The sequence below is a fragment of the Sphingopyxis sp. GW821-FHT02C12 genome, from assembly GCF_059421785.1.
On record NZ_JBWKVQ010000002.1, the window covers coordinates 379,294 to 391,618 of the forward strand.

The window sequence follows — 12,325 nt, forward strand, 5'->3', positions numbered from 1 at the left end:
TGACGCCTCGGGCTTGCTGGTAATGGATCGGAACCCTCGACAGATCGCGCTCCCGCTCGACTGGAGCGCGGGGGGCAGCAACGACGGCCCGCTGATCGTCGGCACCAGCAACGCCGACGCGGTGCGTTATCTGCGCCATGTCGGAACATGGCCGGTCCGCACCGCGGTTCTCACCGGCCCGCGCGGGTCGGGACGCAGCCTGATCGGCCGGCTGTTCGCGCGCGAAACCGGCGGCCGTGTCATCGACGGCCATGACAGCGTCTCCGAAGAAGAGATGTTCCATGCGTGGAACGCCGCGCAGGCGAGCGGCGACCCGCTTCTCGTCATCGCCGACGCGCCGCCCACCGACTGGGATATCCGGCTTCCCGATCTCGCCTCGCGCCTGCGCGCCGTGCCCGTGCTGGCGATCGGCGAACCCGATGATTGCCTCGCGCGCGACCTGATCGAGGCGCTGTTCGCGCAGCGCGGCATGGCGCTCGCGCCCGAGGTCGCGTCCTATATCGTCCCGCGCATGGAGCGCAGCTATGCGACGCTCCACCGCATTGTCGCCGCGCTCGACGCCGCCTCGCTCGAACAGGGACGGCGCGTCGGGGTTCGTCTTACGCGTGAAACATTACTGTCACAGGGGCTGATCGATCCCGATCTCCTTGAAAGGCAGGATGAAGACACATGTCGATAGCTGGCGGCCCCCTACGCGCAGACAATGATGCCGACACGGCGCGGCCATCCTTCGGCCCCGAACGCTTCTTCAACCGCGAACTCAGCTGGCTCGCCTTCAACCGGCGGGTGATGGAGGAGGCGCGCAATCCCGCGCATCCGCTGCTCGAACGGCTGCGCTTCCTGTCGATTTCGGGCAGCAACCTCGACGAATTCTTCATGGTCCGCGTCGCGGGGCTCAAGGGCCAGCAGTTGCAGGGGATCGATGATCCCAGCGCCGACGGCCGCTCGCCTGGCCAACAGCTCGCCGAGATCGAGGCCGAGGTGAACCGCCTCGTCGATCAGCAGCAGAGCGAATGGCAATTGCTGCACCGGCAACTCGGCGAACAGGGTATCGTCGTCCACGGCGACCATTCGGACGCCGGAAAGCTCCGGACGCTGCTGCGCCAATATTTCATCGACCAGATTTTCCCGATCCTCACCCCGCAGGTGCTCGATCCGGCGCATCCCTTTCCCTTCATCCCCAACCGCGGTCTCGGGGTGATCCTCGACCTAGAGCGCAAGGCGACGGGTGAGACGATCCGCGAACTGGTGATGATACCGGGCTCGCTCCCGCGTTTCGTGCCGGTCCCCGGCGAGGCGTCGAATTTCGTCCCGATCGAATTTCTGATCGAATTGTTCGGCGACATCATTTTCCCCGGCTACCGTATCCGCGCGCGCGGCGTCTTTCGCATCATCCGCGACAGCGACATCGAGTTGGAGGAAGAGGCCGAGGATCTCGTCCGCCTGTTCCGCACCGCGATCCGCCGCCGCCGTCGCGGCCGCGTCATCCTTTTGGAGCTTGAGGCCGACATGCCCGGCGAACTCGCCGCGGTGCTCAACGCCGATATCCAGGGGCATGAAGCGATCGTCGCCAAGATCGACGGCTTCGTCGGCCTCGCGGCGCTGTCGGCGCTCGTCGACGTCGACCGCCCCGACCTCAAATTCCCCGCCTTCTCGGCGCGTTTTCCCGAACGCATTCGCGAACATGGCGGCGATTGCTTCGCGGCGATCCGCAGCAAGGACATCCTCGTCCACCATCCCTATGAAAGCTTCGAGGTCGTTCTCGCCTTCCTGCGGCAGGCGGCGGCCGACCCTGACGTCGTCGCGATCAAGCAGACGCTCTACCGCGCCGGCGACCAGTCGCCGGTGATCCGCGCGCTGATCGAGGCGGCCGAGGCGGGCAAGTCGGTGACCGCGGTCGTCGAGCTTAAGGCGCGCTTCGACGAGGAACAGAATCTGCTCTGGGCGAACCAGCTCGAACGCGCCGGGGTGCAGGTCGTCTATGGCTTCATCGAATGGAAGACCCACGCCAAGATTTCGATGGTCGTTCGCCGCGAGGGGCAGGGGTATAAAACCTACTGCCACTTCGGCACCGGCAACTACCACCCGGTGACCGCGCGCATCTACACCGACCTCAGCTTCTTCACCGCCGACCCGCGCGCCGGCCGCGATGCGGCGCAATTGTTCAATTACATCACCGGCTATGTCGAACCCGAACGGCTCGACATGATCACCATGTCGCCGCTCAACATGCGCGCGCATCTCAGCCAGCTCATCGATGCCGAGATCGCCGCGGCGCGCGCGGGGGCGCCCTCGGGCGTCTGGGCCAAGATGAACAGCCTCGTCGACCCCGGCATCATCGACAAGCTCTATGAAGCGAGCGTCGCCGGGGTGCCGGTCGAACTCGTCGTGCGCGGCATCTGCTGCCTGCGCCCAGGGGTTCCGGGCCTGTCCGAAACGATCCGCGTCAAATCGGTCGTCGGCCGCTTTCTCGAGCATAGCCGCATCTGGGCCTTCGCCAACGGCGCTGCGCTGCCGCACCGCAACGCCAAGCTCTATATCTCCAGCGCCGACTGGATGCCGCGCAACTTCGACCGCCGCGTCGAATATATGATCCCGATCGAAAATCCGACCGTCCACGACCAGATTCTGGACCAGGTGCTCGTCGCCAACCTCATCGACAATGAACAAAGCTGGGTCCTGCTGCCCGACGGCACCTATGCACGCTTAACACCGGACGATAAGCCATTTAACTTGCACCACTATTTCATGACGAACCCGTCGCTTTCGGGTCGCGGCACCGCGCTCCACCAGCGCCAGGACGTGCCGACGCTCATCCTCAATATGCGCGATGATTGAAAAATTGCGTCCCCAGTCCAAACTCCACCGCTCCGCGGTCATCGACATCGGTTCGAACTCGGTCCGCCTCGTCGTTTATGAAGGCCCGCCGCGCGCGCCGGCGGTGATCTTCAACGAAAAAGTCGCCGCCGGCCTCGGCCGCGGCCTGTCGATCGACGGTCGTATCGCCTCCGAAGACGCCAAGCGCGGCCTCTATGCCCTGCGCCGTTACGCGCTGCTGGCCCGGCACATGGAGGTCAAGGACCTGCAGTGCGTCGCGACCGCCGCGGTGCGCGACGCATCCAACGGCCCCGACTTCATCGCCGGCGCCGCCGAAGCGGGACTTCAGATCCGCCTGCTGTCGGGCCAGGAAGAGGCCGAGGCGGCGGGCTATGGCGTCATCGCCGCCATCCCCGACGCGCACGGCATCGCGGTCGATCTGGGCGGTGGCAGCCTCGAACTCGCGGCGGTGTCGAACGGCCAGGTCGGCCGCCGCAACAGTTTTCCGCTCGGCGTGCTGCGGCTTCCCGCGCTGCGTAAGGACGGGCCGCAGGCGTTCGAGCGCGCGATCCGCAAGATGCTGCGCGCCAAGGACTGGCCGGGCGATTGCGCCGGGCTGCCGCTTTATCTCGTCGGCGGCTCATGGCGCGCGCTGGCGCGTCTCGACCTTGAACTCACTCATGATCCGCTCGCGGTGCTCGACCAGCACAGTCTGCCGCGCACCGCGCTGCGCCGGCTGCTCCGCGCGACCCAGCGGCTGAGCTTCGAGGAACTGAAGGCGATTCCCGGCATGGCGTCGAATCGCGCCGCATCGCTGCCCGACGCCGCGGCCCTGCTCGCCGCGCTCGCCAACATCATCGACGTTCCCGACATGACGGTTTCGTCGTCGGGTTTGCGCGAAGGGCTGCTCTATCAGGCGCTCGACGCCGGGACGCGGGCGCAGGACCCGCTGATCGTTGCCGCCGAATTCGAAGGCCGCCGCCTCGCGCGCTTTGCCCCGCACGGTCCCGCGCTTGCCGAATGGATCGCACCGCTCTTCGCCAGCGAAGACGCCGCCGACAGTCGTGTCCGCCTCGCGGCCAGCCTGCTCAGCGATGTCGCCTGGTCGGCGAACCCCGATTTCCGCGCCGACCGCGGCACCGAAATCGGCCTCCACGGCAACTGGCGCGGCATCGACATTCCAGGCCGCATCCTGCTCGCGCGCGCTCTCCACGCAGGTTTCGGCGGCGCCGACGGCGATTTTCCGGCGATGGGATCGCTCGTCGCGGCCGAGCGGCTGGCGCGGGCGCGGCAATGGGGGCTCGCGATCCGGCTGGCGCAGCGCCTGACCGGCGGGGTCGAAGCGCCGCTAAAGGCGAGCCGCATTGCACTCGAAAAGGGCAAGCTGGTCCTCAGCCTCGAAGCGGGCTGGCACCACCTCGCCGGCGAATCGGTCGACCGCCGCCTGCGCTCGCTCGCGCAAGCGCTCGACGCCAAGCCCGAATTGCTGCTTCTTTAAGCTTGAGTCGCGTCGATCGGGGCCGCGTCGATCGGGGTCGGGGCCTCGATCTTGCTCATCACCAGCTTGCCGTGCTGGACGGCAAAGCCCATCCGTCCCTCGACCAGGTCGAGCGCGGCATGGCCGAACACATCATAGCGCCAGCCCTGCAACATCGGAATATCGTCGCGCCGTCCCGCTGCGAGCGCTTCGAGTTCGTCGCTGCGCGCGATCAGCCGCGCTGCGACATTGAGCTCGCGTCCGCGAATCTTGAGCAGCAGCTTGAGCAGGTCGGCGACGAGCACGCCTTCCTTGCCCAGTCCCGGCCCACGCGGGGCGCGGTCGGGCATGTCGTCGCGGTCGAGCGGCTTGGCGTTGTCGAGTGCATCCATCAGTCGCCCGCCGATGTCGTTCGAGCGCCACGTCGCCGACAGGCCGCGTACGCGGCCCAAGCCGTCCTGATCCTTCGGCGGATGCGCCGCGAGGTCGGCGAGCGTTTCGTCTTTGACGATCCGGCCGCGCGGCAGATTCTTCGACCGCGCCTCGCGCTCGCGCCATGCGGCGAGTGATTGCAGGCGACCGAGCACGTCGGGTTTGCGCGATGGAATCTTGATCCGGTGCCACGCTTGGTCGGGGTCGACGCTGTAGTTCGACGGATCGGCGAGCTTTTCCATCTCCTCGTCGAGCCAATGGCCGCGCCCGGTCTTGACGAGCTTCTTCAGCATCATCGGGAAAATCTTGGCCAAATGGGTGACGTCGCCGATCGCATAATCGATCTGGCGCTTGTCGAGCGGCCGACGGCTCCAGTCGGTGAAGCGCGCGCCCTTGTCGAGCTGAATGCCCAGCCACGCCTCGACGAGGTTCGAATAGCCGACCTGTTCGGCCTGGCCGAGCGCCATCTGCCCGATCTGGGTGTCGAAAATCGGGTGCGGCGTTTTGCCGGTCAGATTGAAGATGATTTCGACATCCTGCCCGCCGGCATGGAAGACCTTCAGCATGTCCTCGTTGTCGACCATCAGGTCGAGCAGCGGTTTCATATCCATGTCCTTCGCCAACGGGTCGATACCCGCGGCATGGTCGCTGTTGGCGACCTGAATCAGGCAGAGTTCGGGCCAGAAGGTATTCTCGCGCATGAACTCGGTATCGACGGCGATGAATTCGCTGTCCTTGATGAGATCACAGAATTCGACGAGCGCGGCGCTGGTTTCGATGAGCGGATGGACTTGCATGCCGCGCCTATACAGCTAGTTGATGCAGACGGGCAGGAAAAATTGCCCACGCTCTTCGGGTCGCGAAGCCGGAACATCGGCATGTTGAAACGCGAGGGGGTATCGGCACATGATGTGGGTCGGCTGGACGCTGGCGGCGATCGGTTTTGCGCTGCTTTTCGGGCAATATATGGCGGGGCAGGGCGACATCTTCGTGTCGATCGCCAATCCGCGGCCACTCGACGAGGAATCGATGGTCGTGACGCTGAGATATTGGGGACTCGCCGCCGCGGCGCGGCAACCCTTTGTGACGCCGGAGGCCGATCACGGGCTGTGCGACCTGCGAGTCTATGCGACGCGCCGGCAGACCCTGGTTGCTATCGCGACGCTTGGCTTGATCCGCCCGGTGACCGTCGCCTGGCGCGCCCATGCCGGTATTCAGCCGCTGGGAGACGCGTGATGCCCATTGTTCCGCTCGGCGAGTCGGGTCGCTGGACCAATTATCACGGCACCGGCGTGTGCGAGGATGCGACGCGTTTCGCGCTGCGCAGCGGCGATGCGGCGCGCGGGCGCGACGAGATCGCGATCGCGGCGGCGACGGTGCGCGAATGGCTTGGCGAAGCGCTGGCGAAGGGGAAACGCGTGCGGCCGCTCGGCGCAGGCTGGTCGCCATCGAACGTCAATATCTGTTCGGACGCTTGGCTGCTCCACACCCGCCGCTTCAACCGCTGCTTTCGCATCGCCGCGAGTGACGTCTTGCCCGGTGTCGATGCCGCCGGGCTGATGCTCGTCGAGGCAGGGACGCTCGTCGACGAGGTGTCGGACAAGCTCGAGGCAGAAGGCCGCTCGCTGTGGACGAGCGGCGCGGGCAACGGCCAGACCTTCGCGGGCGCAGCGGCGACAGGGACGCACGGCTCGATGGTCGCGCGCGGCGGCATCCAGGATCATATCCGCGCGCTGCAACTGGTGACACCTGCGGGCGTCCATTGGGTCGAACCCGCGGCCGGGGTGATGAGCGACGCCTTCATCGCCGCGACCGGGTCGACGGTCCTGCGCGACGACGACGTCTTCGCCGCGGTCCAGTTGCCCGTCGGGGCGCTCGGCATCGTCACCGCGCTCGTCGTCGATAGCGTCCCCAAATTCCTCGTCCGCCCGATCCAGAATCTGCGCAAGGTTGACTGCGCCGCGCTCGACTGGCTCGCGGTCGGCGACTTCCGTCGCTTTTCGGCCGCCTATGCGCTCGATCGCGATCCCGATTTCGTCCAGATGATCGTCAATCCGTACAAGCCGTTCAAACGCCCCGCGATGCTGCGTTTCCTCTATGCCGAGCCCTGGCGCGCTAATTACGACCAGGCGACGCCGGGGGAAATGGGCGCGGGTTACGACGCGCTCAGCCTGCTCGGGCGGCTGCTCGACGATTACCCCTGGGCGCGCGGCGCGCTGCTCCAGTTCGCGATGAAGATGGGCTATGCGGCAGGTCCCGACGTCGATGACCCGCCGGTGCATGGCACCTGGGGGGAGGGGCTCGACACCCACCGGCCGCTCGCCGATCTGTTCAACGCCTCGGTGACGATCGACCGCAGCGATTTGGCGCATGTGTTTGAGCTGATCTGCGGCGTCTACACGCGCCACGGCGGTTCGACCGCGGTGACAGTGCGCTTCATGGAACGCGCGCAGGGGCTGCTCGCACCTGCGCGTTTCACCCACAATGCAGTGATCGACTTCGACGGTCCGCGCAGCCCGCGGACCGCCGAAGCCTATGCGCGCGTCGTCGAACTGCTCGACCGCGAGGGGGTGGACTTCACGCGCCACTGGGCGAAAAGCTGTCACCTCGATGGGGCACGCGTCGCAACCGATTATGGCGAGGATTTGCAACGCTGGCGCGCCGCCCGCAACCGTCTGATCCCCGATCCCACGCATCGCGCGATCTTCGGCAGCGCGGTGCTCGACGGGCTGGGGCTGACTGGTTGAATCGCCCTTCTACCCTTGACAAATGGCGCGTCGCCCTGCCTTAGGCGCGGCCATATCGGTGCGGCTTTCGCCCGCGCTCCCCGACGATTGAAAGACGAAAAAATGCACGCCTATCGTACGCACACCTGTGCCGCCTTGACCGCCGCCGAAGTCGGGCAAGAGGTCCGCCTGTCGGGCTGGATCCATCGCACGCGTGAACATGCGAACGTGCTGTTCGTCGATCTGCGCGACCATTACGGCGTGACCCAGATCATCGTCGAGACCGGGTCGGACCTGTTCACGATCGTCGATGCGGCCGGACCGGAATCGGTGCTGACGGTGACGGGCAAGGTCTCGGCCCGCTCGCCCGAGACGATCAATCCGAAACTGCCGACCGGCGAGATCGAAATCTATCCCAGCGAGATCGTCGTCCAGTCGTCGGCCGACAAGCTGCCGTTGCCGGTGTTCGGCGATACCGAATATCCCGAGGATATCCGCCTGCGCTACCGCTACCTCGATTTGCGGCGCGAGCGGCTTCACGCCAACATCATGCTGCGCTCGAACGTGATTTCCAGCCTTCGCCGCCGGATGATTGGGCAGGGCTTTACAGAATTCCAGACGCCGATCCTGACGGCGTCATCGCCGGAGGGCGCGCGCGACTATCTGGTCCCGTCGCGGGTCCATCCGGGCAAATTCTATGCCCTCCCGCAGGCCCCGCAGATGTTCAAGCAGCTGCTGATGGTCGCCGGGTTCGACAGATATTTCCAGATCGCCCCCTGCTTCCGCGACGAGGATGCGCGCGCCGACCGTTCGCCCGGCGAATTCTACCAGCTCGATTTCGAGATGAGCTACGTCACCCAGGACGACGTGTTCGCCGCGATCGAGCCCGTGCTTCATGGCGTGTTCGAAGAATTCGCCGACTGGCAGGGCAAGGGGCGCACCGTGTCGCCGCTGCCGTTCAAGCGCATCCCATACCGGGAATCGATGGCGAAATACGGCAACGACAAGCCCGATCTGCGTAACCCGTTGCTGATCACCGACGTGTCCGACCTGTTCAAGGGGTCGGGTTTCGGCCGCTTTGCGTCGATGGTCGAGGCGGGCGACGTCGTCCGCGCGGTGCCCGCGCCGAACACGGCTGAAAAGAGCCGTAAGTTCTTCGACGAAATGAACTCGTGGGCGCAGTCCGAAGGTTTCCCCGGCCTTGGCTATGCGACGCAGAAGGACGGCGTGTTCGGCGGGCCGATCGCGAACAATCACGGGCAGGAGGGCATGAAGGCGATCGCCGACGCGCTCGGTCTTGGCCCGAACGACGGCATCTTCTTCTCGGCCGGCAAGGAGGCGCAGGCCACGAAGCTCGCCGGACTCGCCCGCACGCGTGTCGCCGAGCAGCTGGAACTGATCGACCAGTCGCGCTTCGAATTCTGCTGGATCGTCGACTTCCCGATGTTCGAGGCTGACGAGGAAACCGGCAAGATCGATTTCAGCCACAATCCCTTCAGCATGCCGCAGGGCGAGTTGGAGGCGCTGACCTCGAAGGACCCGCTCGACATATTGGCGTATCAGTACGACATTGTGTGCAACGGCGTCGAACTGTCGTCGGGCGCGATCCGGAACCATCGGCCGGACATCATGTATAAGGCGTTCGAAATCGCCGGTTACAGCCAGGCCGATGTTGACACCAATTTCGCCGGCATGATCAACGCGTTCAAATTCGGCGCGCCGCCGCACGGTGGCTCGGCGCCGGGCGTCGACCGCATCGTCATGCTGCTCGCGGACGAGCCCAACATCCGCGAAGTCATCGTCTTCCCGATGACGCAGAAGGCCGAGGACCTGATGATGCAGGCCCCGGCGCCGGTCAGCGACAAGCAGCTCAAGGAACTCGGCATCCGCATCGTGGACGGGCCGAAGGGCTGAGCATGACGTCGGCGGCGCGGGAGCACCGGCTGTCGACGCCGGATGGCGAGATTTGCTGGTTCGAATGGGGCGAGCCCACCAACCGGCCGTCGGTGTTGCTGCTTCATGCGACGGGCTTTCACGCCCGGTTGTGGGATCAGGTCGTTGCGGCGCTCCCGGCCGGGACGCATGTGGTGGCGCCTGACAGCCGCGGTCACGGGCGCAGCGCAAAGCCGGCTTCGCTGTCCGACTGGGCGGCAACGACCGATTTCCTGTTGCCGCTGATCGACCCTTTTGCGGGAACAACATTCGTCGGCTGCGGGCACAGCATGGGCGGCTATCTGCTCACGCGGCTCGCCGCCGAGCGGCCGCGGGCTTTCCGTCACCTGATTCTGGTCGATCCCGTGATCATGCCGCCCGAATTTTATGCCGAAGCAGTCGGGCAACCCGTTCCCGACCCCGCCGAGCATCCGGTGGCGCGGCGGCGGAATCGCTGGGATGGCTGGGAGGCGATGGCCGCGCACTTCGCTACGCGTCCGCCCTATGCGCATTGGCGGGCCGAAGCGCTCGCCGATTATTGCCGGTTTGGATTGCTTCCCGCTGCGGATGGCGAGGGGTGGGAACTGGCTTGCCCGCCCGCGTTGGAGGCGTCGGTCTATCTCAACGCGCTGCGTACCGACCCCCATCGCTGGTTTGGTGGGATTTCGGCGCCGATCAGCGTGATCCGTGCCAAGACCGGCGAGCGCGCAGGCACTCTCGATTTTTCCGTCAGCCCGACATCGCCCGGCCTGGGCGCTTCGCTCGGCGCAGTGCGCGACGAGCATTGGGCCGAACTCAGCCATTTCATCCCGATGGAAGCGCCCGAGCGCCTGGCCGACTTCATCGCCACCGAACTTTGACTCGCTTGGCGGGCTGCGATAGCCCGGCAGCGGGTCGATGGGCGTCGGGGGGAAATGATGAGCCATTCGCGATGGATACTGGCCGGTGCGCTGGTCTGTAGTGCGGTTCCCGCAACGGCGGAGACGCTGACGATCGCGGGTGCCAACCCGGCCGGAAGCCCCAACGTCAACGATCTGGTCAGTATCGCAGTCGACCGCTTCGAGGGCGAGGACGGCAGCATCCTGTCACAGGCGCTGGAAAGCGAACTCGCTGGCGTTCGCTTTGGCGGCCGGCCCTATTTCCGGGTGGTTGCGCCCGAATCGGGGGTGCCGACCGATGCGCTGGTCACCGGCAATGTTCGCGTCGGGGTCGACGAAACCGCCACGACCGAGAAGCGCAAGCGCTGCGTTGAACAGGACCCCGCCGACAAGAATAAATGCCTGAAGGAAGAGGAATATGACATGCGCTGCCGACGCCGGGTGGCGACGGTCAGCACCAATGTCCGGCTGGTCGCGATGGGCGACGGCAGCGTGCGCTATACACGCCCGCTGAGTGCGCGCGACGAACTCGTCTATTGCCCCGACCGCAAGGCGAGCCGCACCGTCGATGCGTTCGTCGAAACGACGTTGAAGGCGCAGGTCGGGACCATCCGCCGCGACTTCGCGCCGAGCGGCTTTTCCGAAGACGTCCGCGTCGAGGAAAATCGCAAGGGCCTGCCCAAGGCGGCGGCGGAGGCGTTCAAAGCCGCGATCCGCCAGACCAAGGGCGACGAGGCGGGTGCCTGCGACAGTTGGGCGGCGATCGGACGCGATGTCGAGCCGACCGCGGCGCTTGCCTTCAACCTCGGCCTCTGCGCCGAGGCGCGACGCGATTTCACCGCCGCGATCGACTGGTACGGGCAGGCGCAGCGCCTGGGGTCGACAAACCGCGACATCGGCGAGGGGCTGGCGCGTATCGACCGCCATCGCCGCGCGCTTGCCGACTGGGACGCGCGACAAGCCTATATGGCCGGGCAGTAACAAACGCTCGCTGCGCTGTGCCAAAGGGCGACAGCGGTGCAACGGGCGCTTGGTGATCGCGCATCGACCGGGCTAAGGTCGCGCGATGACCATCGACCTGTCCGACTTCGAATCCGGTGCCAAATATGATGGCGATTATGGCGAGGATCTCGCCGCGCTGCAGGGGCGGCTCGAACGCATCCAGGCGGCGCATATCACCCACGGCCAGCGCAGCGTCATCATGTTCGAAGGCTGGGATGCGGCCGGCAAGGGCGGGATCATCACCCGCCTCGCGGCGCAGCTCGACCCGCGATATTTCGAAGTCTGGCCGATCAGCGCGCCGACCGACGAGGAAAAATCGCGCCATTTCCTCTGGCGTTTCTGGAAACGGCTGCCGGGAAACCGCGAATTGTCGATCTTCGACCGCAGCTGGTACGGCCGCGTCCTCGTCGAGCGGGTCGAGGGTTATGCGAGCGAAGGCGAATGGCGCAAGGGTTACGACGAGATCAACGAGTTCGAGGCGCAACTGACCGGGTCGAAGACGCATCTGGTCAAGCTGTTCGTCCACATCACGCAGGACGAACAGGACAAGCGCTTCGCCGACCGGCTCGACGATCCGTGGAAGCGGTGGAAGACCGGCGCCGACGATTATCGCAACCGCGCGCGCCGCGCCGACTATCTCGCCGCGATGCACGACATGTTTGCGCAGACCAACACACGTTGGGCGCCGTGGACGGTGATCGACGGCAACAACAAGAAGGCGGGACGCATCGCCGCATTGACCCACATCGCCGACACGCTCGAGGCCGCGGTGCCGATGACCCCGCCCGACCTCGACCCCGCGACGGTCAAGCTGGCGCACAAGGCGTTCGGGTATCAACCGAAGGATTGAAGTCCTAAAGCGACAAAAGATACGCATGTGCGCATCGAAACTGTCTCCTTTGTCGCTTTAAGCGGTGATGGGCGACGCGTGACAAATCACCGGGACATGCACGATCGAAAGAGCCAGGCAGCGGATGCTCGCACAGCGATCTTTTTTAGGAAAGCGCTTTTTTCGGCGCGATTCGGCGCGGTCGGCTAGCCATTTCCGGCCCTCGTCGCTA

10 protein-coding genes are annotated in these 12,325 nt (G+C 65.7%); 9 read left to right on the forward strand and 1 reads right to left on the reverse strand.

Translation table 11 applies throughout. From position 1 onward, the window contains the following. The first annotated feature begins 22 nt into the window (after positions 1-22). From AC07U1_RS17025 to AC07U1_RS17035, 3 genes are read left to right on the forward strand one after another with little or no spacing between them, the layout of a single operon-like run. Entirely contained in the window at positions 23-679 is a 657-nt protein-coding gene (locus AC07U1_RS17025; RefSeq protein WP_495178210.1) for an HdaA/DnaA family protein, read from the forward strand. Beyond that, positions 670-2,838, forward strand: coding sequence for an RNA degradosome polyphosphate kinase (locus AC07U1_RS17030; RefSeq protein WP_495178209.1), 2,169 nt, complete (start codon positions 670-672; stop codon positions 2,836-2,838). Before AC07U1_RS17025 ends, AC07U1_RS17030 begins: the two co-directional genes overlap by 10 nt. A 4-nt stretch (positions 2,839-2,842) precedes the next feature. Beyond that, a complete protein-coding gene (locus AC07U1_RS17035; protein ID WP_495178208.1) occupies positions 2,843-4,315 on the forward strand; it encodes a Ppx/GppA family phosphatase in 1,473 nt (490 codons plus the stop codon). Here AC07U1_RS17035 and rnd read toward each other — a convergent pair. Continuing rightward, a complete protein-coding gene (gene rnd, locus AC07U1_RS17040; RefSeq protein WP_495178207.1) occupies positions 4,312-5,523 on the reverse strand; it encodes a ribonuclease D in 1,212 nt (403 codons plus the stop codon). The two genes, AC07U1_RS17035 and rnd, sit on opposite strands and share 4 nt — an antisense overlap. 109 nt (positions 5,524-5,632) lie before the next feature. On the opposite strand from rnd, the gene AC07U1_RS17045 reads away from it, so the two are divergent. From AC07U1_RS17045 to AC07U1_RS17070, 6 genes are all read left to right on the forward strand, one after another. Next, positions 5,633-5,962, forward strand: a complete 330-nt coding sequence (locus tag AC07U1_RS17045; protein ID WP_495178206.1) for a hypothetical protein — start codon at positions 5,633-5,635, stop codon at positions 5,960-5,962. Continuing rightward, positions 5,962-7,473, forward strand: coding sequence for an FAD-binding protein (locus AC07U1_RS17050; protein ID WP_495178205.1), 1,512 nt, complete (start codon positions 5,962-5,964; stop codon positions 7,471-7,473). The genes AC07U1_RS17045 and AC07U1_RS17050 overlap by 1 nt, the downstream gene beginning before the upstream one ends. A gap of 102 nt (positions 7,474-7,575) precedes the next feature. Further along, the gene (aspS, locus tag AC07U1_RS17055; protein ID WP_495178204.1) at positions 7,576-9,366 is read left to right on the forward strand and encodes an aspartate--tRNA ligase; all 1,791 of its coding nucleotides are present in this window, start codon (positions 7,576-7,578) and stop codon (positions 9,364-9,366) included. A 2-nt stretch (positions 9,367-9,368) separates the two neighbouring features. After that, on the forward strand, positions 9,369-10,244 hold the full coding sequence (locus tag AC07U1_RS17060) for an alpha/beta fold hydrolase (protein WP_495178203.1): 876 nt from the start codon (positions 9,369-9,371) through the stop codon (positions 10,242-10,244). 54 nt (positions 10,245-10,298) lie between these two features. After that, positions 10,299-11,243: a hypothetical protein gene (locus AC07U1_RS17065; RefSeq protein WP_495178202.1), complete on the forward strand. Its 945-nt coding sequence runs from the start codon at positions 10,299-10,301 to the stop codon at positions 11,241-11,243. Between the two features lie 85 nt (positions 11,244-11,328). Beyond that, positions 11,329-12,114, forward strand: coding sequence for a polyphosphate kinase 2 family protein (locus AC07U1_RS17070; RefSeq protein WP_056349581.1), 786 nt, complete (start codon positions 11,329-11,331; stop codon positions 12,112-12,114). The last annotated feature ends 211 nt before the right edge of the window (positions 12,115-12,325 follow it).

Excerpts from the sequence above, each read along its gene's own strand:
- rnd (WP_495178207.1), bottom strand. The coding sequence starts at position 5,523 with ATGCAAGTCCATCCGCTCATCGAAACCAGCGCCGCGCTCGTCGAATTC.
- aspS (WP_495178204.1), top strand. The coding sequence starts at position 7,576 with ATGCACGCCTATCGTACGCACACCTGTGCCGCCTTGACCGCCGCCGAA.
- AC07U1_RS17030 (WP_495178209.1), top strand. The coding sequence starts at position 670 with ATGTCGATAGCTGGCGGCCCCCTACGCGCAGACAATGATGCCGACACG.
- AC07U1_RS17045 (WP_495178206.1), top strand. The coding sequence starts at position 5,633 with ATGATGTGGGTCGGCTGGACGCTGGCGGCGATCGGTTTTGCGCTGCTT.
- AC07U1_RS17025 (WP_495178210.1), top strand. The coding sequence starts at position 23 with ATGGATCGGAACCCTCGACAGATCGCGCTCCCGCTCGACTGGAGCGCG.
- AC07U1_RS17070 (WP_056349581.1), top strand. The coding sequence starts at position 11,329 with ATGACCATCGACCTGTCCGACTTCGAATCCGGTGCCAAATATGATGGC.
- AC07U1_RS17060 (WP_495178203.1), top strand. The coding sequence starts at position 9,369 with ATGACGTCGGCGGCGCGGGAGCACCGGCTGTCGACGCCGGATGGCGAG.
- AC07U1_RS17065 (WP_495178202.1), top strand. The coding sequence starts at position 10,299 with ATGATGAGCCATTCGCGATGGATACTGGCCGGTGCGCTGGTCTGTAGT.
- AC07U1_RS17050 (WP_495178205.1), top strand. The coding sequence starts at position 5,962 with ATGCCCATTGTTCCGCTCGGCGAGTCGGGTCGCTGGACCAATTATCAC.